Origin of the sequence: Pedobacter yulinensis (assembly GCF_003029735.1) — a bacterium.
GTDB classification, from domain to species: domain Bacteria; phylum Bacteroidota; class Bacteroidia; order Sphingobacteriales; family Sphingobacteriaceae; genus Pedobacter; species Pedobacter yulinensis.
This window is the reverse complement of the sequence record NZ_KZ686269.1, coordinates 1351465-1373558: the sequence shown is the minus strand read 5'-3', so window position 1 is coordinate 1373558 and position 22094 is coordinate 1351465. Positions and strand designations below refer to the sequence as shown.

Annotated in this window: 15 protein-coding genes; 12 read left to right on the top strand and 3 right to left on the bottom strand. The window is 51.6% G+C overall.

The window, feature by feature from the left end; all coding sequences use genetic code 11:
* The first annotated feature begins 75 nt into the window (after positions 1-75).
* Together C7T94_RS13430 and C7T94_RS13425 are read left to right on the top strand one after the other, a co-directional pair.
* The gene (locus C7T94_RS13430; protein WP_107215805.1) at positions 76-540 is read left to right on the top strand and encodes a response regulator; all 465 of its coding nucleotides are present in this window, start codon (positions 76-78) and stop codon (positions 538-540) included.
* Positions 541-622: 82 nt separating this feature from the next.
* Complete coding sequence (locus C7T94_RS13425) at positions 623-1096, top strand: response regulator (RefSeq protein WP_107215804.1); 474 nt, start codon at positions 623-625, stop codon at positions 1094-1096.
* A gap of 10 nt (positions 1097-1106) precedes the next feature.
* On the opposite strand, the gene rpoN is transcribed toward C7T94_RS13425, so the two are convergent.
* Positions 1107-2579, bottom strand: coding sequence for an RNA polymerase factor sigma-54 (gene rpoN / locus C7T94_RS13420; protein ID WP_107215803.1), 1473 nt, complete (start codon positions 2577-2579; stop codon positions 1107-1109).
* A gap of 186 nt (positions 2580-2765) precedes the next feature.
* On the opposite strand from rpoN, the gene mscL reads away from it, so the two are divergent.
* Positions 2766-3212: a large conductance mechanosensitive channel protein MscL gene (gene mscL / locus C7T94_RS13415; protein ID WP_107215802.1), complete on the top strand. Its 447-nt coding sequence runs from the start codon at positions 2766-2768 to the stop codon at positions 3210-3212.
* A 16-nt stretch (positions 3213-3228) separates the two neighbouring features.
* On the opposite strand, the gene C7T94_RS13410 is transcribed toward mscL, so the two are convergent.
* Complete coding sequence (locus tag C7T94_RS13410; protein ID WP_107215801.1) at positions 3229-4584, bottom strand: sensor histidine kinase; 1356 nt, start codon at positions 4582-4584, stop codon at positions 3229-3231.
* A 10-nt stretch (positions 4585-4594) separates the two neighbouring features.
* Positions 4595-5962, bottom strand: a complete 1368-nt coding sequence (locus C7T94_RS13405) for a sigma-54-dependent transcriptional regulator (protein WP_107215800.1) — start codon at positions 5960-5962, stop codon at positions 4595-4597.
* Positions 5963-6225: 263 nt separating this feature from the next.
* Here C7T94_RS13405 and C7T94_RS13400 point away from each other — a divergent pair, with 263 nt between their 5' ends.
* The 9 genes from C7T94_RS13400 to C7T94_RS13360 all read left to right on the top strand — a co-directional run bounded on the left by C7T94_RS13400 (position 6226) and on the right by C7T94_RS13360 (position 22010).
* Positions 6226-7470 carry an efflux RND transporter periplasmic adaptor subunit gene (locus C7T94_RS13400; RefSeq protein ID WP_107215799.1) on the top strand — a complete coding sequence of 415 codons (1245 nt, stop codon included), beginning with the start codon at positions 6226-6228 and terminating at the stop codon, positions 7468-7470.
* Positions 7471-7496: 26 nt separating this feature from the next.
* The gene (locus tag C7T94_RS13395; RefSeq protein WP_107215798.1) at positions 7497-8195 is read left to right on the top strand and encodes an ABC transporter ATP-binding protein; all 699 of its coding nucleotides are present in this window, start codon (positions 7497-7499) and stop codon (positions 8193-8195) included.
* A gap of 154 nt (positions 8196-8349) precedes the next feature.
* Positions 8350-10662: an ABC transporter permease gene (locus C7T94_RS13390; RefSeq protein WP_162618680.1), complete on the top strand. Its 2313-nt coding sequence runs from the start codon at positions 8350-8352 to the stop codon at positions 10660-10662.
* A gap of 87 nt (positions 10663-10749) precedes the next feature.
* A complete protein-coding gene (locus C7T94_RS13385) occupies positions 10750-13122 on the top strand; it encodes an FtsX-like permease family protein (protein WP_107215796.1) in 2373 nt (790 codons plus the stop codon).
* Positions 13123-13160: 38 nt separating this feature from the next.
* Positions 13161-15533 carry an ABC transporter permease gene (locus C7T94_RS13380; protein ID WP_107215795.1) on the top strand — a complete coding sequence of 791 codons (2373 nt, stop codon included), beginning with the start codon at positions 13161-13163 and terminating at the stop codon, positions 15531-15533.
* 42 nt (positions 15534-15575) lie between these two features.
* On the top strand, positions 15576-17963 hold the full coding sequence (locus C7T94_RS13375; protein WP_107215794.1) for an ABC transporter permease: 2388 nt from the start codon (positions 15576-15578) through the stop codon (positions 17961-17963).
* 34 nt (positions 17964-17997) lie between these two features.
* Positions 17998-20418, top strand: coding sequence for an ABC transporter permease (locus tag C7T94_RS13370; RefSeq protein ID WP_162618679.1), 2421 nt, complete (start codon positions 17998-18000; stop codon positions 20416-20418).
* Between the two features lie 15 nt (positions 20419-20433).
* Positions 20434-21123: an ABC transporter ATP-binding protein gene (locus tag C7T94_RS13365; protein WP_107215792.1), complete on the top strand. Its 690-nt coding sequence runs from the start codon at positions 20434-20436 to the stop codon at positions 21121-21123.
* 80 nt (positions 21124-21203) lie between these two features.
* Positions 21204-22010: a helical backbone metal receptor gene (locus C7T94_RS13360; protein WP_107216121.1), complete on the top strand. Its 807-nt coding sequence runs from the start codon at positions 21204-21206 to the stop codon at positions 22008-22010.
* Positions 22011-22094 lie beyond the last annotated feature (84 nt).

The following is a 22094-nucleotide window of genomic DNA, read 5'->3' as shown; positions in this document are numbered from 1 at the left end:
CAAAATTAGGTATATTTTATAGATTATTTAGTTTTTTGAAGGGATTTCCTCACTTTTGTAACATAAAAGAAATGCATGCAGAGCGAGCCGATTAATATACTTTACGTTGACGATGAGGTGCATAATTTGAATGCATTTAAAGCCGCTTTCCGGCGCTCGTTCAACGTGTTTACGGCTGATTCTGCGAAAGCTGGTATGGTGATACTCGGACAGACACCGATCCACATCATTGTGACCGATCAGCGCATGCCGGAGATGACCGGTATCCAGTTCCTGGAGTCCATTATTCCGCTTTATCCAGAGCCCATTCGCATACTGTTAACCGGTTACGCAGATATCGATGCGGTAATCGATGCGATCAATAAAGGGCAGGTTTACCTGTATATTGCCAAACCCTGGCAGGAAGATGAATTGCGCCTTAACCTGGAAAAAGCATTCGAAGTTTTTGCACTGCGTAAGGCCAACAAAGAATTGAACGAAAAATTGTTTGTAGCCAACCAACAGCTGGAGTTCATGCTCCGGCAAAAATTGCTGTCATAGCCCCCAATCCGGATTCCTGGTCTGCATCACACCTGTTGTACATGATAGATCAATTACTTAGTTTTAGCTTGAATTTGAAAAGATGGATGTATCTGAGCCTATAAGTGTCTTGTACGTAGATGACGAAGTTCATAACCTGAACTCCTTTCGCGCCAGTTTTCGGCGCATATTTCGGGTACATACTGCCGAATCGGCCGCCGAGGGAAGGAAAATCCTGGAGCAGCATCCCGTGCAGGTCATCATTACAGACCAGCGCATGCCGCACATGACCGGCATCGAGTTCCTGGCCTGGATCATTCCCGATTTCCCCGACCCGATCCGCATCCTGCTCACCGGGTACGCCGACATCAATGCGGTGATCGATGCCATTAACCTCGGACAAGTTTATAAGTACCTGCAAAAACCCTGGACAGAGGACGACCTCCGAATTACCATTGAGAAAGCGCACGAACTGTACATGCTGCGAAAGGAAAACAAAGACCTGACTCAGAAATTGATCGAGGCGAACGCACGACTGGAAGAAGGGTTGAAAAAGGATTTCGGTACCGGAGTCTGATCCGGCCTGATTAAAGTTCTTTTCTCAAACGGGCTACCGGGATATTCATCTGCTCCCGGTACTTGGCCACAGTTCTCCTGGCAATGTTATAGCCTCGGTCTTTCAGAATATCTGTCAGCTTCTCATCGGCCAGCGGCTTGCGCTTGTCTTCATTGCCAATACAGTCTTCCAGGATCTTCTTGACCTCTTTGTTTGAAACTTCCTCGCCGGAATCGGTCTGAATGGCCTCAGAGAAGAAAGATTTCAGCAAGAAGGTGCCGAATTCGGTCTGTACGTATTTGGAGTTGGCCACACGCGAAACGGTCGAAATGTCCATGTCGATCTTATCCGCGATATCTTTCAGGATCATAGGCCGCATCTTGCGTTCATCGCCGGTTAGGAAATATTCATACTGATATTGCATGATCGCGTTCATGGTCTTCAGCAAGGTCTGCTGCCGCTGTTTGATGGCATCGATAAACCATTTGGCCGAGTCCAGTTTTTGTTTAACGAACTGCACGGCTTCTTTGAGCTTGCGGTCCTTTTGCGAAGCCTTGTCATAATGCTCAAACATTTCCTGGTAAGACCGGCTTACGCGTAGCTCGGGCGCATTTTTGGAGTTAAGTGTCAGGATCAGCACACCATCATTGTTGTTGATGTGAAAATCCGGAATAATCTGCATCTGTTTGGTTGTTACCTGGTTGGCATCACCCGGCTTCGGGTTCAAACGCAGAATTTCGGCTACCGCCTCCTTGAGTTCCTCGCTGCTCAACCCAAGCGAGCGCTCCAGCTTGTCGTAATGTTTCCTGATAAACTCTTCCAGGTTGTTTTCTACGATTTTAATGGCCTGTTGAATAACGCGGTTCGACTGATCTTTCCTTCTAAGCTGAATGAGCAGGCATTCCTGCAGGTCGCGGGCACCGATGCCCGGAGGGTCGAAACTCTGGATCAGCCGGAGCATTTCCAGAACATCCTCTTCTTCGACAATCACATTTTGGGAGAAAGCCAGATCGTCGATCATCGAGGTGATGGGCCGGCGCAGGTAGCCGTCGTCGTCCAGGCTGCCAATAATCTGTTTGCCGACCACAAAATCTTTATCCGACAAGGGGATCAGGTCCAGTTGTTCCTGCAGGCTCTCGAAGAACGTACTTTCGATGGCGATCGGCGTTTCTTTCTTTTCGTCGTCATCATCAGAATTGTTGTAAGACGTACTGTAATCATTGGCTGAATCGTCCTGCAGATAATCGTCTACGTTGAATTCGTCAAATCCGTCGTCGGTCGATTCGCCTTCAAACTCTTCCTTATTGTCGCTCACGTCGTCGTACTCGCCCTTTGGTTCTTCGAGTGTCATCAGGCTGGGGTCTTCAAGGGCCGGGTTCTCTTCCAGTTCTTCTTTTATCCGGGTATCTAAAGCAACGGTCGGCACCTGCAGCAGTTTAATAAACTGGATCTGCTGTGGTGAAAGTTTTTGAAGAAGTTTTTGTTGTAAATGTTGCTTTAGCATCTGTCTATTGTAGATTACGGGCAAAAATAAGCAATTGATTCCGATAAATATAATTGCGCGGAAGCCTGTCTGCTCGCTTTACGCCCGGTTGATGGCGAAAATTTATTTTGCTCAATAACACGCTCAATGCCGGTAATGTTTCTTACTTTTAATTAATCAAACTAACTTTTTTCAAACAGACCTCCTATGGGATTTATCAAAGAATTCAAGGAATTTGCAATTAAGGGCAATGTAATTGATCTGGCTGTCGGTGTGATTATTGGTGGTGCATTTGGTAAGATCGTGCAATCCCTTGTAAACGACCTGATTATGCCGCCCATTAGTTTGCTGATCGGTGATAAGGGCTTTACCAATTTCTACGTGCCGCTGAATGCGCAGGTACGTGCGGCTTACGATGCCAATCCGAACCTTTCGCTTGAAGACGCCAAAAAAGTGGGGCCCGTTTTTGCCTGGGGTAATTTCGCCACCGAGGTCATCAATTTCCTCATTCTTGCATTCATCATTTTCCTGATGGTAAAGGCCATCAATTCGATGAAAAGAAAACAGGAGGCCGCACCTGCAGCGCCGGCTGCCCCGCCGCGGGAGGAGGTCTTGCTTACCGAGATCAGGGACCTGCTCAAGGCCAGGCAATAGAAAGGCTTACACCCGGTTAGTTGTAATTAAACACCAGCGCGAACGTAGCACCAAGGCCCTCCTGAGAACTGACCTCAATGCTGCCCTTGTGCATTTTCATGATGTTGCGGCTGATCGTCAGACCAATGCCGGAGCCATTTTTCCGTGTTGTAAAAAACGGTACGAATATCTTCTCAAGGTTTTCTGCAGCGATACCTTTTCCATTGTCCTGTACCTCCAGCAGCAGGCGGTTCTGTTCAAGGCGGTAGCCAATGCTGATCTGCGGATTTTCAACCTCTTCTACCGCGTAAATGGCGTTGGTGATGAGGTTGATCAGAACCTGCTCAACCAGTTTGATATCGATCCAAATGCTGACTTTAGAGGAGGTCTGCCCTATGCCAAGCTGCACATTTTTGCCTTCGGCGAAGGGGCGCATCAACACCCTGGTGTGCGAGAGGATCTCCCCAATGCTGTGCAGCTCCAGCCGCGGGGTCGGAAGTTCTGCAATAAGCCTATAGTCTTTGACAAAATCGAGCAATCCTTCAGAGCGGCGTTTAATTGTTTGTACTGCCGGCACCAGATCTTCCAGTTCGGCCGCGCCCAGTTCTGTCCGGCCGGCTACCATGCTGTTCAGGGTATCTGACAGCGAACTGATCGGTGTAATGGAATTCAGGATCTCGTGCGATATGACACCGATCAGACGGTTCCAGGCCTCTGTTTCCTTTTGCTCAATCTCGTCTTTGATGTTCTGGAAAGAAATGATGGTATAATTGGTCTGGTAAAGCTGCAGGGGAATGACTTCGGTAGAAAGCTGGATCAGTTTTTCCTGCAGCCGGAGCTCGATAAAACGTTTGCCACCCCGCATAATGCGCCTGACCTCTGCGCCAAATTCGGGCAGGTGCCGTTCCACGCGCTGCCAGTATTTATAAGCAGGCACGTTCAGCATGCTGCTGGCTGCCTGGTTAAAGAACACAACCTCCGAGCGGTCTGCCGCCTGCGGGTCTTTGATCACGATCACGCCCGCAGGTACTTGTTCCAGGATCGTTTTCATGAGCTGGTACATGGCCTCCTGCTCCAGCTGGATACTTTTCTGACTTTGTATGATCTCATCAAAAGAGGTGTACAGTTCCGGGAAGCTGCCAATGGTCGATTTGTTTCTGAAGTTGAGGGTGTGGTCCCGGGTCTTAACGGCTAATACAAACCGCCTGATGTCTGAGCGGATCTCATTGACAAATGAAAACAGGGAGACCAGTGCACCTGCCAGAATCATGCTCACGCCGGCAATGGTGAACCAGAGTTCAGTGCGGCTAACCAGGTAAAAAAGCAGGGCTGCAAGTAGGTTGATGACGAGCAGCCTGCACATAAGCCTGAAAGTGAATTGCTGGTAAAACATAAGAATGTTGCTAAAGACCAAATTTTTCGATGCGCCGGTACAGGGCAGCGCGGGTCAGGCCCAGTTCACCAGCCGCCTTTGAAATATTGCCCTTGTGTTTGTTCAGTGCGTTGCTGACCATCAGTCTTTCCATTTCTTCCAGCTGCATGTCGCTCGCAGCCGCTGCAGCCGGAAAGTGTGTCTGCCGGAGTTGCAGATCATGCTCGCTGATCCGGTCATCGTCTGCCATGATCACGGCCCTTTCAATAACATGCTGTAATTCACGGATGTTGCCTGGCCAGGCGTATTGTTGAATCAGGCGCGCCGCCTGCGGGTCGATCGTTCTGCAGTCCTTGTGGTACCTGGTGCTGAAGGCATTCGCAAAATGAGCTGCCAGTTCCAGGACATCATCTCCGCGTTGCCGCAACGGCGGGAGCAGCAATTCGACCGTGTTGATGCGAAACAGCAGGTCCTGTCTGAACGTGCCTTTGGCTACCATCTCGTCAAGCGGCATGTTGGTCGCGGCAATCAGGCGAACATCGATCTTCCGCTCGCGGCTTTCGCCCAGGCGTGTCACCGTCCGGTTTTGCAGTACCGTCAGCAATTTCGCCTGCAGGGGGAGGGAAAGGTTGCCAATTTCATCAAGAAAGATCGTTCCGCCTTCTGCCAGTTCAAACCGCCCGGGTTTATCGTCGCGGGCGTCGGTAAACGCACCTTTGGCATACCCGAACAATTCACTTTCGAACAGGTTCTCGTTCAGGGCCCCCAGGTCTACATGCATAAATACCTGGTTGCGCCGGTTCGAAAGCTGGTGCAGTTCGTGGGCAAAAACCTGTTTGCCGGTACCATTTTCGCCCAGGATCAGTACATTGGCGTCTGTGGGCGCCACCTTGCCCAGGGTTCGCTGTACACCAAGCAGGGCCGGCGAACTCCCTATAATGGCGCCGGCCCGGTTGGCCAAGTCGCTCTGCAGGGAAGACCGGATCTTTTCCAGGCGCGATGCCTTCCTGGTCGATTGCCGCAGTTTCCAGGCAGCAGAAAGGGTAGCAAATAACTTTTCATTTTCCCAGGGCTTCAGGATAAAGTCGGTAGCGCCCTTCTTGATGGCACGCACGGCCAATTCCACATTCCCGTAAGCTGTCATGAGTATCACGACATATTCCCGGTCTACTGAAAGGATGTGCTCCAGCCAGTATAAACCTTCGCGGCCGTCGCTGGCGCCTTTCTGGTAGTTCATGTCCAGCAGAATGATATCGACCTCATTTCTGCTTAGCAACACATTGATCTCTTTGGGTGAGCGGCAGGTAGTGACCTGGCTGAAATGGGACTTCAAAAATAGCCTGGCACTTAAAAGGATATCGTCGTCGTCGTCAATAACAAGAATGGTTGCGTTAATCATAGCTGTAAGCGTTGGGTTTGGTTGCGGTTACCTGCATCATGCCTATACTTTGATGGCTGCCGGCCCCGGTGCTGAATTGCCGGGCTGCCCCGGCAGACCGTACAGGGCAAAAGTAAAAATAACTGTCCGCCAACGTACGCCGATTGTCCGGAAACGGACAGTTAAAATAAATAATTTTATTTAAATTTCTGAAAATCAAATAATTATATATTAGTTTTTCTTTGGCATGTGCTTGGCAAAGGGCTAGGCAACCAGCAACTACAATGGATAAAATCATTGAGAAAAAAAGATTTGGCAGGAAAACGATCATCATCGCAGCAGGGGCAGTTATCTTCCTGGGCATGGTGGCTTACGGCTACAGCCTCTCGCTGACCAGGACTTACCGTGCCGATGCCGACAAGCTGACCATCAGCAAGGTGGCCTATGGCGATTTCGAAGATGTTGTCTTGCTGAACGCAAGTGTTGTTCCGCTTACATCGGTTATTGTCAGCTCGTCTGAGGGCGGCGTGGTTGAACAGATCTTTACCGAGAACGGCGCAACGGTGCAAAAGGGAACCCCGCTGCTGAAAATTGCGAACCCCAACGCCATGCTGGGTTACACGTCGAATGAAACGGGAATCACCGAACAGATCAACCAGCTCCGAAAACTGCGGCTCGATCTGGAGCAGAACCAGCGTGTGCTGAACCAGGACATGCTGGACATAGAAAATAGCCTGCGTACGGCCACCAGGCAATACCGGATAGACAGCCAGCTTTTTGCGAAAAAGGTGATCACCCAGATGGAGTTTGCCAAATCATCGCAGGACTATGCTTATTACCAGGGTAAGAAAAAAATCCTGCGCCAGGCAATAGACCAGGAAAACCAGAGCCGTAAATTGCAACTCGCGCAGATCGACCAATCGGTTAACCGCATGAACGAGAGCCTGGAGATCATCCGCAAGAACATAGAGAATATGACGATCAAGGCGCCGGTCTCGGGCAAACTATCTTCTTACGATCCGGTCGTAGGCAAATCATACGGCAGCAATGAAATGATTGGCAAGATCGACGTGATGCAGGGTTACAAACTGCAGGCCGGTGTAGACGAATATTACATCAACCGGGTCAGGGAGGGCCAGTCTGCCCAGTGCGAATTTAACGGCAAAACCTACCGGATGACCGTTAGTAAGGTCATTCCGGAAGTTACTTCAGGCCAGTTCCAGGTCGAACTGGTGTTTGGAAGCGGCGCACCCAACGGGCTCAGGCGCGGACTTTCACTCCAGATCAAACTGACGCTTTCAGACAACAGCAAGTCGCTGCTGCTTGCACAGGGCCAGTTCTTTCAGAGCACCGGCGGCTCCTGGGTGTTTGTTGTCAGCAACGGCAGCGCACAGAAACGCAACATCCGAATTGGCAGAAAAAATTACCTGTATTACGAGGTGCTTGACGGGCTGCAGAACGGGGAGCAGGTCATTACTTCTTCATATGACCAGTTTACACAGTACGACGTCATTGAAATAGATCAATAAATCGCAAACACGATACCATACCAGCAATGATTACCATAGAAAACCTTCAGAAAGTATACAAGACCGAAGAAATTGAAACCACGGCCCTGAATGGCATCAACATGCATGTAGCCGAAGGGGAATTCGTATCGATCATGGGCCCTTCGGGCTGCGGCAAATCGACCCTGCTTAACGTCATGGGATTGCTAGACAAGCCCGAGAGCGGCAGTTACCGTTTCCTCGACACTGAACTGCTTACCCTGCGTGACCGGGACCGGTCGGCCTTCAGGAAAAAGAACATGGGATTCGTGTTCCAGAACTTCAATCTGATCGATGAACTGACCGTCTTTGAAAATATCGAACTGCCGCTCATTTACAACAAAGTAAATGCGAGCGAGCGCAAGAAGCTGGTCAATGAGATCATTGAGCGCATGAACATTGTAAACCGCAACAAACATTTTCCGCAGCAGCTTTCAGGCGGGCAGCAGCAGCGGGTGGCCGTTGCCCGGGCATTGGTGAACAGGCCGAAACTCGTACTGGCAGATGAACCGACGGGCAACCTGGACAGTGCCCATGGCAATGAAGTAATGGAGCTGCTCTGTGAGCTGAATGAACAGGGTACCACGATCGTTATGGTTACCCACTCGGCGCACGACGCCAGCTTTTCAAACCGCATCGTGAACCTGAAAGATGGTCATGTGATCTCTGAAAAAATTAATAAGTCACGCTCGGCAGAGCTGATCTGAGCAAGGTAGTTTTTAGTTAATGATCCTGTATGCGGGCCGCTTCCGAAAGGAAAGCGCCCGGACCGCAGGCACACCGGTAAACGACATGTTTAAACTGAATTTTAAAATCGCACTGAGAAATCTTTGGAAACACAAAGGTTTTACACTTATTAACATGTCCGGATTAACGATTGGGCTGGCTTCCTGCCTCATGTTGCTCCTGTACGTGGGGTATGAATGGAATTTTGACCGGCAGTTCGGTAAGATAGACCGCATTTACGGTGTTTGTAAGAACTACACAAACAATGGCGATACGGCAACTTACGGACCGGTATCCTACGCGTTACCCAACCTTTTGGTCCCCACTGCCCTCGAGCAGGTGCCGGGTATCGAAGCGGCCAGCCGCACTACTTCTGCCTACAGGCTGCTCAGTTACCGCAGGCAGGCGCTGAACATGTCGGCGTTATTTGCTGACCCCGATTTCTTCAAAATATTTGATTATACATTTCTGGAGGGGCATGCGGGAGCACTGCTGGACCCGAACGCGGTCGTCATGACAGCCCGGGCAGCCCGGAAAATGTTCGGTGAAAGCGATGCCATTGGCCGCGCGGTTACCTGGGATAACCGGAGGGTGCTTAAGGTAGGCGCTGTGATTGCAGACCCTGCGCCGAATCAAACTTACCAGTTCGATGTCATGATGAACTGGACCTTCCTGCAGCAGGATGAACCAACCCGAAAATACCAGAACTGGGGCAGTGGTTTCTCGAACGCGGTCGTACTGCTCAAAGCAGAAGCTGACTTCGGCATGGCTGACCGGGCCATGCGGCAACTTATCCGTAAGAACCAGGCCGATCTGGATACTGAAGCGTTTCTTTTTCCCTTTGCAAAAACGCACCTGTACAACCGGTTTGAAAACGGCAAAGCCACGGGCGGCACTGTAGACCAGGTCAGGATCTTTTTCCTGCTGGCCGTTTGCGTGCTCCTGATTGCCTGCATCAACTACATGAATTTGTCAACCGCCCGCTCTGAAAAACGGGCGCAGGAAGTCGGTATCCGCAAAACCCTGGGTTCAGACCGCACCGGCCTGGCGCTTCAGTTTCTGAATGAATCGCTTGTGTTGACGGTGATTGCCCTGGTAGTTGCCTTTGTGCTTGTTGAATTGTGTCTTCCCTTTTTCAATAACCTGCTTCAGATCAGCATGCACATTGACTACGGCAGCCATGAAATCTGGTTGTTGCTTTTGCTGCTTGCCCTTCTTACCGGTGCACTTGCCGGCAGCTATCCCGCGCTTTACCTTTCCTCGTTCTCGCCCATGCGTGCATTAAAGGGAGTAAAGGGCGGCAGACCAAATTTTTCATTTAGGAAACTCCTGGTCATTTTGCAGTTCGGCTGTTCGGTCTGTATGATCGTGGGCGCCATTGTCATTTACCGTCAGATCGCCTATCTAAAGAACAAACCGCTTGGCTTCAATGACCAGAACCTGCTCGAAATGCGGCGAACCGGCAGACTCGAAAACGAATCGGCAAATGAATTGTTGAAGTCGGCTTTATTGCGCTCGGGAGCAGTCATGGCCATCTCGGGCTTGTCTACCTCACTGACCAATAACGGGAATAACAGTGATGACGTGAGCTGGCCCGGAAAGCAGGCAAATGAGCGGATTGTCATGAACATACGCACGACAGATCGCGAGCTGGCTCAAACGCTTGGGTTAACAACCGCTGCCGGCCGTGGCTTCGATGCGGCCCTGCGGAGCGACAGCAGCGGGGTCGTTCTGAATGAAAGCGCAGCCTCGGCCATGCGGCTTGGCAAAGAAGGCATCGGCAAACAGATCTGGTTTGGCGGCCAGGCGTATACCGTGCTTGGCATCTGGAAAAACTTTTCTTACGAATCATCGGCTTACCGCGTGTCGCCCACACTTTTTTTCAAGTCAGACTCGGGACGAAGAAAAACCAATACGCTGCTGATCAGGCTGAATCCCGCCATGGGTATGCAGGCATCGTTAGAAGCTGTACAGGAACTGTTCCAGAAATTTAATCCCGGCTACCCTGCAGAAACAACCTTTATCAGCGAATCGCTCGCGGGCAAACTCGAAAACGAACGTAGGCTGGGTGTGCTTGCGAATGTCTTTGGCGGTTTCGCCATCTTTATTTCCTGCCTTGGCCTGCTTGGACTTGCCTTGTACATGGCCGAACAGCGAAGTAAGGAGGTCAGTATCCGGAAAGTGCTTGGCGCTGATGTGTTCAGCATTTTGGTGCTGCTTAACAAGGATTTTATCTCGCTTGTGCTCGTAGCCAATTTGCTGGCCTGCCCGCTGGCCTGGGTTATTGCGAGCCGCTGGCTGGAGCGGTTTGACTACCGGGCCGCGCCTGGCGTATGGCCGTTTGCAGCGGCTGTCCTGATATCGCTGGTGGTGGCGCTCCTGGCGGTGAGCCTGCAGACCTGGAAAATTGCGCGCTCAAACCCCGCAGCGGTATTGAAGCATGAATAACCGAAAGACGAGCCAAAGCGCAGAAAAGTCGCTGCGGTGCTCCCGTCATAAGCGATTTAACCTGTTATCACGATTAAAAAATAGAATATGTTCCGGCTCAACCTGAAAATCGCCTTGCGAAACCTTTGGAAGCATAAACTGGTCACCGCTATCAACATCGGCGGGCTCTCGGTTGCACTGGCTGCTTTCCTGCTGATCACCTTGTATGTCGGTTATGAAACCTCGTACGACGCTTCAGTTCCTGGCCGGGAGCGTGTTTTCCAGGTTTGCCGGAGCTTGCCTGATTCAAAAACGCCTTACACACCAGCAGCGCTGGGTCAGTTGCTTAAGCGTTCCCTGCCAGATATAGAAGCGACAGGTACGGTTAAAAAAGGCGGCTTTGATTTCGCCGTGACGAAAGAAGACCGAACTTATTTCACAACAGATTACACGCTGATCGATTACGAAGGGGCCAGGCTTTTTGATCTGAAGCCGCAGGGCGGTCTGAAAGAACCTGAAAATGACCAAACGGGGCAGTTCTACCTGAGCGACGCCGCCTTCCAACTGCTTTTTCCCAAAAAAAGGGACAACGCACCCGAACTCGTCGTGCTGGGCAGCAAGTCGGCAGGGTTTACCGCGCCGGTAGCGGGAGCGGCCCATGCAAACCCACACTCAGTTCTTCAATATGATGCATTGTCTGTTCAGAAACAACTTGGCTCGGGCGAAGGTTTCGACAGCAATAACTACTTTACCTATGTTCGCGTAAAGCCGGGAACCAATAAAAGTGTCCTGGAAGCGGAGATCACGAAACTGTACCGGTCGGCGCTTATCGGTGCAGGGGCAGATGCCGGGAGCTCCGAAGTTAAAACGGCGGCCATTATCCTTGATCCCCTGAACAACCTGCACCTGAAGCCGGCATATGGCAGCGATGCTCCCTATAAGACCGTCGTCGCACTTCTTGCGTTGGGCATGCTGATCCTGGTTATTGCCTGCATCAATTTTACGAACCTGAGCATTGCACAGGCCGCCGGCCGGGCACGCGAGGTAGGCATCAGGAAGGTCATGGGCGCTGCCCGCCGCAGGCTTGCACAGCAGTTTATTGCAGAGATCTTTCTCCAGTGCCTGCTTGCGGCCGCTCTTGGTCTCGTCATGGCCGAGCTGCTCATACCCAGGTTTAATTCTGTATTCCAGGTGCCGCTGACCATCCGGCCTTTCGAGAACGGCCTTTTGTGGAAGTTTCCGCTGATCATCATTTTTATCTCTCTGGCAGCAGGGGCCTACCCGGCCGTGGTTTTGTCGGGTTTCAGGCCGGCAGCCGTGCTGAAAGGGAATTTTCAGACATCGGCCGAAACAACCTGGCTCAGAAAAGGCCTGCTTGTTTTTCAGTTTACTGCAGCAGCCGTGTTTATCGCGAGCTTACTTATTGTATCGGCACAGCTCCGCTACATGCGTACCGAAGACAAAGGTTTCCGGGCAGAACAGGTGCTTGCGGTTACGAACATGCGGATTTACAGCGATCCGAAAAAATTTGAACCGGCGCGCGCGCAGCTGCTCGGTATTCCGGGGGTTCGCAATGCCACGGTGGCAACCGATATACCTGACGGTTCTAAAACGGGTACGGCCAGGTATACCATCTCTGGCAAAGAAATCATGACGGGGTTCGTCAATGTTGATTTCGATTACTTCGAAACCCTTTCCATTCCGATCGTCTCGGGCCGATCATTCTCGCCGGCCTTTAAGACCGACACGGCCGATGCCGCCATACTGAATGAGCGCGCGGTTGCGCGCTTCGGACTGACCGACCCTGTCGGAAAGCTGATCCGGGGATGCGACAAGACCTACCGCATTGTTGGCGTTGCAAAAGATGCAAAGGCACAGGGTTTCGCGCAGGCAGTTGAGCCAACAATTTATACCATGAAGAACACCTGTGCAAACCCGAAGGTCCGCATCCTTATCAAGGTTGAAGCCAGCGAAATGTTGTCGGCAATTGCCGCGCTCAGGAAGCGCTGGCCGGAAATTAATAAGGGCGATGGCGAATTCTTCAGGTACCGGTTCCTGGACGAAATTTACGGTCGGCTCTTTCACAAAGAGGAGCAATTGCAGCAGGTTTTTACGGCGGCGGCCGTCCTTACCGTACTGATCGCCATGATGGGCCTTTTCGCCTACGCCCGCTACCTGATCGGAAGCAGAAACAAAGAGATTGCTGTACGCAAAGTCTTGGGCGCGGGCAGTTTTCAGCTGCTGCAGTTATTCAATGCCGGATTCCTCAAACTCGTGCTGCTTGCCAACCTGCTGGCCTGGCCGCTTGCCTATCTGTTTATGCAGGCATGGCTTGGCGGTTTTGCCTACCGGATCAGCATTCCCCTGTTTCCTTTTCTCGCTGCCTGCATGCTAACCGTATTTCTTACGCTTATTACAGTCAGCGCACAGGCATGGAGGGCAATGAAGGCAAGTCCGGCAGGGACACTTAAATATGAATAGCGAAGCACTGAAATAATGACTTTTAAAACCGATAACACATGTTCAAACTAAATATTCGCATTGCGCTGCGCAGCCTGTTGCGCAACAAACCTGCTGCGCTGATCAACATTACCGGTCTGACCATCGGCCTCACTGCCTGCCTCATGTTGCTCCTGTACGTTACTTATGAACGTAATTTTGATCGCCATGACGCGAGAACTACCCGTGTTTATGGCGTCATGACCAATGTTCCGGATGGTAAAGGCGGAATTACGGCCACATTTGATGGCACAACGACGGCCCTGGCGCCAATGTTACGGCAGTCGCTGCCTGCACTTGAAGCCGTTTGCAGGTTAAGTTATGGAAGCATACGTCTGATTGCCAGTGGCGAGCATGCCTTTAAAAAGGAAGCGCGTTTTGCTGAACCAGAAATTTTCCAAATGTACGGGTACCGGTTCCTGAGCGGCGACTCGACAACCGCCCTGGCCGATCCGCACTCGGTTGTACTGACCGCCTCTATGGCCAAAACGCTCTTCGGCAGGCTGGATGTGACCGGTTCCCGGCTGCGTTATCAGGACCAGTATGACCTTAAAGTGACTGCGGTTATAGAAGATCTTCCGCTGAACAGTTCCAACCGGTTCGATTACCTGATGCCCTGGTTATTCTATGAGACTGTCGATCCTTCCGCAAAGGAACTGAACTGGACTAATTACAGCTTCATAACCCTTTTAAAGCTGAAGCCTGGAATTGCCCCTGAAACTGTAAATAAAAGCCTGGTCACGCTGCTTAAGTCTTCGGGAAGCGACAGCGAGCAGCCGCATTTTATCTTTCCGCTGCAGCGCCTGCATTTATACGGCAAGTTCGAGCAGGGCAGGAGTGTAGGCGGCGATATTGAACAGGTCAGGCTTTTTACTGCGCTGGCACTGGGTATCCTGCTGCTGGCTTGTATCAATTTCATGAACCTTGCTACTGCCCGGGCGGGACGCAGGGCCAGGGAAGTAGGGGTAAAGAAAACGCTTGGTGCCGACCGGCGATCGCTGGTATTCCAGTTCCTAACCGAGTCAATGGTGCTTTGCCTGATCAGCGTAGCGCTGGCTGTTGCACTGGCCGAATTGCTGATTCCTGCTTTCAACAGCTTGCTTCGCGTGCAGTTGAATGTGGGTTATTTTAATGGCACAACCTGGTTGGCGCTGTTGGCCATCGTGCTTTTTACAGGTATCCTCGCTGGAAGTTATCCGGCCTTTTACCTGTCTTCCTTCAACGTGATCGGAAGCCTGAAACGAAATGCCCCCCTGCGCCGGTTCCTGCCCTTTTCCATGCGTCAGGTGCTGGTCGTGGTGCAATTCTGTTTTGCTGTCTCCCTGATTGTTGCAACCCTCGTCATCTACAAGCAGATCAGTTACATCAAAAACAGGCCGCTGGGAGTAGAGGTGCAGGCGCTTGTAGAAATGCCGCTTGAAGGCAACCTGAAAACCCGGTTCGAACTGTTCAAAAAGCGGCTGCTTGCCTCGGGCGCAGTAAGCGCGATGTACCAGTCTTCAGTTAAACTGGCGCATCACAGTTCGAATTTTACAGACATTCGCTGGCCAGGTATGCAAGCAGCGGTAAACCGGGTAATGTTTAATAAAGTAGGTACAGGTTATGACTTTATTAAAACCAATGGCATAAAAATGCTGGCCGGCAGGGACTTTTCGCCGGCTTTACCCACAGACTCCGGTGGTGTATTGCTGAGTGCACGCGCAGCGAAAATCATGGGACTGAAAGATCCGCTGGGAAAAGTGATCCAGGTCATGGGTGAGCGCCGCACGGTTATCGGGGTGTTTGCTGATTATGTATGGGATGAACCTGCCAAAACAAATAACCCGATGGTCGTACAGATGGAACCACTGCGCGGCGGCAGCATGACCATGCGTTTAAACACCGCGCACAGCCTGGAAGACAATATCGCGGCCATTTCCAAGATCGCCCGCGAAATGAATCCGGCTTACCCTGTCGAGCTCAGTTTCATGAACCAGGTATATGCCGGAAAATTAGAAAGTGAGCGGTTGCTTGGCCTGCTTTCCAGGATCTTCGGCGGCCTGGCCATTTTGATATCCTGCCTGGGCCTTTATGGCCTGGTCAGTTTCAGTGCGGAGCAGCGCACCCGGGAGTTTGGCGTAAGAAGGGTGCTCGGTGCAACCCTGCTAAACATCATGCAGCTCTTGTCGGCCGCTTTTCTGAAGCTTATTGCCGTGGCGCTGGTCATTGCCGTTCCGCTTTCTTGCGCGCTGATGAACACCTGGCTGCAGGGATTTGAATTTCATACATCCGTATCATTCTGGACCATCGCCGTGGCAACGCTGCTTACTTTGGCGCTCGCCCTGGTTACCATCGGCCTGCAGGCGGTACAGGCCGCGCGGGCCAACCCCGTCGATGCCCTGAAATATGAATAGCCGTTTTATAACTACACGAATGATCCTCATTGTAAAAATTATATGTTTAAATTGAACCTGAAAATAGCCTTGCGAAACCTTTGGAGAAATAAAGGTTATACTGCGATCAATATCCTGGGCCTCTCGGTCGGAATGGCCTGCTGCCTGCTCATTTTCCTGTTTATCCGGTACCAGACAAGTTTTGACAATAATTTTGCGAATGCATCACGCATTTTTCGCGTTGTATCGACATGGGAATATCCTGAAGGGATTTTCCGTTCAAAGGGAACGCCGCGGCCGCTGCCCCCGGCCATGCGCGAGGACATCAAAGAATTCGAAAAAGTGGCAGCCGTTCAGCACAGCAGTGCGATCCTGAAAGTGAACCTGCCGGATGGCAGCGAGAAGCTCAAGGTGAATCGCGCTATTTTTTTTGCGGAACCTGAATTGTTTGAAATTTTCAACTTCAATTGGCTCAAAGGCAATCCGTCGGTACTCAATACACCCAATACCGTCGTGCTGACTGACACCGTCGCCCGGACTTTTTTTGGTAGCGCCGAACAGGCTATCGGCCAGTCTGTCATCATGAATCAGGGACAGCCCTTACGGGTAGCCGGTGTGCTGGCCAATATGCAGCCAAACTCATCCTTTCCCCTGAACATCGTTGTATCGTATAAAACCTATAGAGACCCAAACATGCAAAGCTGGGGCTCGGTGACGTCGGCGTCAGAATGTTATGTGCTGCTTAAGCCTGGCGTTCACCCTGCTTCGCTGCAAGCCCCGATAAGCCGGTTTTTAAAAAAATATTACGATGGTACAGCCCCGGGAAAAGAAGGTCATTTGCTGCAGCCCCTGGCTGATTTGCATTACAATGCCGATTATGGAAACCTGGCTGGACAGATCATGCCACGCAACGAGCTGTATGGCCTGGCGGTGATTGGAATTTTCCTGATCCTCACCGCATGTATTAATTTTGTTAATATGGCCACGGCCCAGGCGGTAGGCCGCTCAAAAGAGGTAGGCATTCGTAAAGTGATGGGGAGCCGCAGAAAAGAACTCATTGTGCAATTCCTGACAGAGACCCTGGCCATATCGGTTTTATCCCTGCTGCTCGCCTGCGTGCTGGCCGAAATGGCACTGCCGGGCCTGAATTCCCTGTTCAGGGAAAACCTTTCATTCAGCCTGTTCAGCCATCCGGTGATCTTTGTTTTTATGGTCGGCCTGGTTCTCCTGGTCAGCTTCCTGGCGGGATTTTACCCGGCCCTGGTCATCTCCGGTTTCAGTCCGGCGCTGGCCATCAAAAACAAAATCAGCCAGGCTGCTTCGGGTGGAATGGGCCTGCGGCGGGTGCTGGTCGTTGTTCAGTTCGCCATTACTATTGTGCTGATTATCGGTACCATCGTCATCCTGGAGCAGATGCGCTACGTCAGGAACCAGCCGCTGGGTTTCGACACGCAGGCCGTAGCACTCGTCAGCGTCCCGAACGACAGTTTGTCACGGCCGCGGTTCGCCAACCTGCGCGACCGGATCACAAAAATACCTGGAGTTACAGAGGTGAGCCTCTGTGATGCACCACCATCGTCTATGAACAACAACCAGAGCAGTTTTAGCTACAACAGTACCCGCGACGAAACGTTCCAGATCAACGTGAAATTCGCAGACGAGCATTACCAGCGGGCATTCGGCCTGAAGCTGGCCGCCGGCCGCTTCCTTGCACGCAGAGATATCACAGCCGAATATGTTGTGAACGAGACACTGCTGAAAAAACTGAACGTTCGTGAGCCCGCCGATGCCCTGGGAAAGTACATTGTCTGTCAGGGTGTGAAGGCTCCCATTGTAGGGGTTGTAAGGGATTTTAACAACATGACGCTTCGCGAAACGATTTCGCCGCTTTTGCTTTGCAGCCGTGCGGCCTCTTACGAACTGCTGGCCGTGAAGATGGAAGGTAAAGCCATCATGCAGGCGATGCCGCAAGTTGAAAAAACCTGGAATGAAGTATTGCCAGAGTACGTTTACAGCTCCTCTTTTATGGACGAACAGATTGCAAACTACTATGAAAGCGAACGGGTAACAGGGACGCTTTTCAAAGTATTTGCCGGTGTGATCATGTTTATATCGTTCATCGGCCTGTTCGGGCTCATATCTTACGTAGCGACCCAGCGCACGCGAGAACTGGCCATCAGGAAGGTACTGGGCGCCTCCACAGCCGAACTCGTTCAATTGTTGAACCGCTCTTTCATCGTCATGGTTTGCTGCGCAAACCTGGTCGCCTGGCCGCTGGCCTATCTCTTTGTGACCCGCTGGTTGTCCCAATTTAATTACCGGATTGAACTGACGGTCTGGCCCTTTGCACTGGCCATGCTGGTATCCATAACTGTTACGCTGGCTACCGTAACGCTCCGTTCATACCGGGCGGCAAAAACCAATGCCATAGACGCTTTAAAATATGAATAACCGGCCTAACCAGGCCGCATTTAAATGAATGACCATGTTCAGACTCAACTTTCGCATCGCAGTTCGCAACCTGCTCAAAAATAAGGCTTATGCTGCCATTAATATAGCCGGGCTGTCGCTTGGGCTTACGGCATTTATCCTGCTCCTGTTGTACATGAACCATGAACGCAGTTACGATGAATGGTCGCCGGGCCTGGAAAATGTTTACCAGGTACGCGAACGCCATGATTTTTCTTCGCCCGATAACCAGGAACGCTGGCAGGATTTCGTAGACAGTCGGGCAGCCGCGCTGCTTGGCTCCAAAGTGCCCTCCATTACCTATGCTACCCGGGTAGATAACAACTGGGATAACGAGGCCAGCTCGGTCCGGCCTGAGCGGGGCGAGCCGCAGCTGGTGAAGGGGCTTCTTGATGCTGATGAAAATTTTTTTAGGGTCTTTCCCTATGTCTTTGTCTGGGGCGATCCGGTAAGCGCCCTGAAAAAGCCCGGAACGGTTGTCCTGAAGCAGGCGACAGCCTTGCGGCTGTTTGGAACCGACCGCGTGCTGGGCAAAACGGTTCGCCTGTTCAGGTGGCGCACCGACCCGGGGCAGGCGCTCACCGTTACTGGTGTTATCAAAGAACCCAAAGGCCCGCAAAGCCTGGCCATGTCTGGAATTCTGCGCACGGGTAACCGCGATAAAGATCCCGACCGGCCTGCCGCTTCAACGTACTGCGCCGTATACGTACGAACACGACCAGCTGCAGACACCTCAGCCCTGGCAAAAACGGTTAGCAGGGTGTACCTGGAACACAGGAAATGGTTGTTCGCTGCACGTAAGATTTCCTGGAAAGCCTACCGGGCAAAAGGCAACTATGCCGGCATGAAACTGCTGCCGTTGAAACAAGTGCACGCCAATCCGCCTTTCGGCGAAAATTGGCTCGAAAAATTGAAGCCTCTGCTCGTCATCTCCGTTTTCCTTTTCCTGATATCGGTTATCAATTTTGTTAACCTGGCAACGGCGCAGTCTGTACAACGCGCCAAGGAGGTGGGGGTAAAGAAGGTGCTGGGTGTGTACCGCAGACAGCTTGTGTTACAATTTCTGCTGGAAGCCGGTCTCCAGGCTTTTCTTGCCTTGTTTGTGTGCATTGCGCTGGTCGAACTGCTGTTGCCGGCATTTAATGCACATTTTGGCGTGTCGCTGACGTTCTGGCACCATCCGGATATCGCAAGCCTCTGTTTGCAGTTGCTGCTGGCCTTTGTACTGGTCAGTTTACTCGCCGGACTTTATCCTGCGCTCGTGCTGGCCAACTATGACCCAGTGCGGGTGCTTAAAGGCAGCTACGAACATGGGTTGAAAGGACTGCGGCTGCGCAACGCGCTGGTTATTTTTCAGTTTGTAATTTCCGTCAGTTTCATTATAGCAATGGGGGTCATGCAGATGCAGATGAATTTCATGACGCATCGAAACCTGGGATTTGAAAAAGCTCACCTGATCAATCTGAGAACAAATTATTCAGAAGATTTCGCAGAACGGCTGCGGCGCATTCCCGGTGTCGAATCGGTTTCGACCACAACGCAGGTCTTAGGTAACACCTTCAACGTGCCCGAAGAGATTACCTATAAAGGCAGGAAAATCAATCTGAGCACCGTTACGGTCAGCATGGATGCGTTGTCGGCGCTAAAGGTTCGCGCCGTGTCGGGACGGCTCTTTTCACCGAACTTTAAACAGGACACGATCAATTCGGTGGTGATCAATGAACAGGCAGCGAAGCTGATTGGCCCTAATCCTGTTGGCCAGGCTTACGATGTGTTGAGCGAGAAGGAAAAAAACACCTTCAGGATCATCGGCGTCATTGCAGATTACCATTACGATGGGTTTGATAAGCCCGTGCTGCCCACGGTTTACAAAGTAACTGCACTCGGGGGGACCTCGAGCACCAATAACTTGCTGCTGCGCATTGCTGCAGGGAATCAGCAAGCTGTATTGGCTCGGGTTGCGGCCGAATGGAAGCGCATGTACCCCGATTTTCCGGTCCGGTACTTTCCGGTTGCCGATGCTTTTGAGCAGGTCATGCAAGCCGATATCCGCCTAAAGAACCTCACAGCCGTATTTAGTGTACTTTCAGTCGTGCTCTCCTTGCTCGGCCTCTTCGCGCTGTCTACATTTACAGCGCGGCGCAGAACCAGGGAGATCGCCGTCCGGAAGGTGCTTGGGGCAACAGACCTGCAGATCGTATCCATGCTGAACCGCTCATTTGTGGTCCTGATCATCGCCGCTAACCTGGTTGCCTGGCCCGTTGCCTACCTGCTTATGGCCAGGTGGCTGAGTGGTTACGCTTACCGGATCGATGTGCCGCTGTTTCCCTTCGCAGCAGCAACAGTGTTGTCTGTGCTCGTGTGCCTGCTTACTGTGAGCATCCAGGCGGGTCGCGCCGCCCAGGCAGACCCCGTTAAGGCCCTGAAATATGAATAATTCAATCCACTTGTTATGATCGAACTGAATAATATAGAAAAATACCATCCTGCCAAGGGCATAAAGCATTATGTGTTGCGGCATGTCTCGGCCTCCATCGCCAGCGGCGAGTTTGTCTCGGTTATGGGGCCTTCCGGCGCTGGTAAGTCCACACTGCTCAATATTCTCGGTATGCTCGAAGAACCGACCTATGGCACATATCATTTTATGGGCGAGGACATCACTTCCATGAATGAACGCAAACGCATTGAGTTGTATCGCAACCACATCGGGTTTGTTTTCCAGGCGTATCACCTCATCGACGAGATGACAGTGCAGGAAAATATCGAGGCGCCGCTTATCTATAAAAAGATCGTTGCTTCTGAGCGCAAAAGCCGCGTAGCTGATCTGCTTGACCGCTTCAACATGGTGGCGAAAAAGGACCTGTTTCCAAGCCAGCTAAGCGGCGGCCAGCAGCAGCTGGTCGGTATAGCCAGGGCGCTTGTTGCTGAACCTTCGTTAATCCTGGCAGACGAACCCACAGGTAATTTACAGTCAGCCCAGGCCGCCGAGATCATGAGCCTGTTTCGTAAACTGAACCGGGAAGAAGGAATTACAATTGTGCAGGTTACGCATTCGGAAAAAAATGCCCAGTATGGCAACCGGATACTGACCATAGAAGACGGCGTTGTACGAACGGACACTCCGGTGGCAGGACAGCTGTAAGAGGGAGCGGGCGCGGTGTCGACAAGGCCGGAACGGTTTGCTGCTGGTTGGTGCATGCAGATTTCGTAGCTTTGCATGCCATGGCAACAAGAACTTACACCGATCAGCTCGGGCGAACGGTTACCGTACCTTTCAGGCCGCAAAAGATCGTTTCGGTCGTTCCTTCGCTGACCGAATTGCTTTTTGACCTTGGCCTGGATAAGGAGGTAGCCGGGGTGACCAAATTCTGCATTCACCCGATCGGCAAATTTGCCGGCCGGCCAAAGGTTGGTGGTACGAAAAAGCTTAAACTCGATATCATTGAAGCGATCGGGCCCGATCTGATCATTGCCAGCAAAGAGGAAAATACCCGCGCAGACATCGAGGCCCTCTCGGCCCGTTTTCCGGTTTGGGTGAGCGATATTGTGACAATCGAAGACAGCTTGCAGGCGCTGACAGAAATCGGGGCCATGGTAGACCGTGAGCCCGAAGCCGCATACCTGAAGCACCTGATCACGGCCGGATTCAACGACCTCGGTTCGCTGGCGCTGAACAGGCAGATTGCGCACAAAACCATGTACCTGATCTGGCGAAACCCATGGATGGCGGCAGGCCAGTCTACATACATAGATTCGATCATGCGCCAGAACGGATTACAGAATGTAGTACAGGAGGAACGTTACCCCGCGCTGGCCGAGGCAGATTTAAAGAAACTTGATCCCGGCCTGGTGCTGCTGTCGTCAGAACCATTTCCCTTCCGCTCAGAACATGCGGCAGAACTGCAGGCCATTCTTCCAAATGCCCGGATTCTGCTGGTCGATGGAGAAATGTTCAGCTGGTATGGAAGCAGGATGGTGAAGGCTGTACAATATTTTTTTGAATGGCAAAAGCTGGTTCAGGGCACCTGAAGCATCGCTCTTCCAAAAATAAAGTGCTGAAAATCTTTGAAGAACGTGCCAAATGCATTATTTTTTTTGAAAAACGCGTTGAAC

Excerpts from the sequence above, each read along its gene's own strand:
- C7T94_RS13430 (WP_107215805.1), top strand. The coding sequence starts at position 76 with ATGCAGAGCGAGCCGATTAATATACTTTACGTTGACGATGAGGTGCAT.
- C7T94_RS13380 (WP_107215795.1), top strand. The coding sequence starts at position 13,161 with ATGTTCAAACTAAATATTCGCATTGCGCTGCGCAGCCTGTTGCGCAAC.
- C7T94_RS13365 (WP_107215792.1), top strand. The coding sequence starts at position 20,434 with ATGATCGAACTGAATAATATAGAAAAATACCATCCTGCCAAGGGCATA.
- C7T94_RS13385 (WP_107215796.1), top strand. The coding sequence starts at position 10,750 with ATGTTCCGGCTCAACCTGAAAATCGCCTTGCGAAACCTTTGGAAGCAT.
- rpoN (WP_107215803.1), bottom strand. The coding sequence starts at position 2,579 with ATGCTAAAGCAACATTTACAACAAAAACTTCTTCAAAAACTTTCACCA.
- C7T94_RS13390 (WP_162618680.1), top strand. The coding sequence starts at position 8,350 with ATGTCCGGATTAACGATTGGGCTGGCTTCCTGCCTCATGTTGCTCCTG.
- C7T94_RS13375 (WP_107215794.1), top strand. The coding sequence starts at position 15,576 with ATGTTTAAATTGAACCTGAAAATAGCCTTGCGAAACCTTTGGAGAAAT.
- C7T94_RS13405 (WP_107215800.1), bottom strand. The coding sequence starts at position 5,962 with ATGATTAACGCAACCATTCTTGTTATTGACGACGACGACGATATCCTT.
- C7T94_RS13395 (WP_107215798.1), top strand. The coding sequence starts at position 7,497 with ATGATTACCATAGAAAACCTTCAGAAAGTATACAAGACCGAAGAAATT.
- C7T94_RS13410 (WP_107215801.1), bottom strand. The coding sequence starts at position 4,584 with ATGTTTTACCAGCAATTCACTTTCAGGCTTATGTGCAGGCTGCTCGTC.
- C7T94_RS13370 (WP_162618679.1), top strand. The coding sequence starts at position 17,998 with ATGTTCAGACTCAACTTTCGCATCGCAGTTCGCAACCTGCTCAAAAAT.
- mscL (WP_107215802.1), top strand. The coding sequence starts at position 2,766 with ATGGGATTTATCAAAGAATTCAAGGAATTTGCAATTAAGGGCAATGTA.
- C7T94_RS13360 (WP_107216121.1), top strand. The coding sequence starts at position 21,204 with ATGGCAACAAGAACTTACACCGATCAGCTCGGGCGAACGGTTACCGTA.
- C7T94_RS13425 (WP_107215804.1), top strand. The coding sequence starts at position 623 with ATGGATGTATCTGAGCCTATAAGTGTCTTGTACGTAGATGACGAAGTT.
- C7T94_RS13400 (WP_107215799.1), top strand. The coding sequence starts at position 6,226 with ATGGATAAAATCATTGAGAAAAAAAGATTTGGCAGGAAAACGATCATC.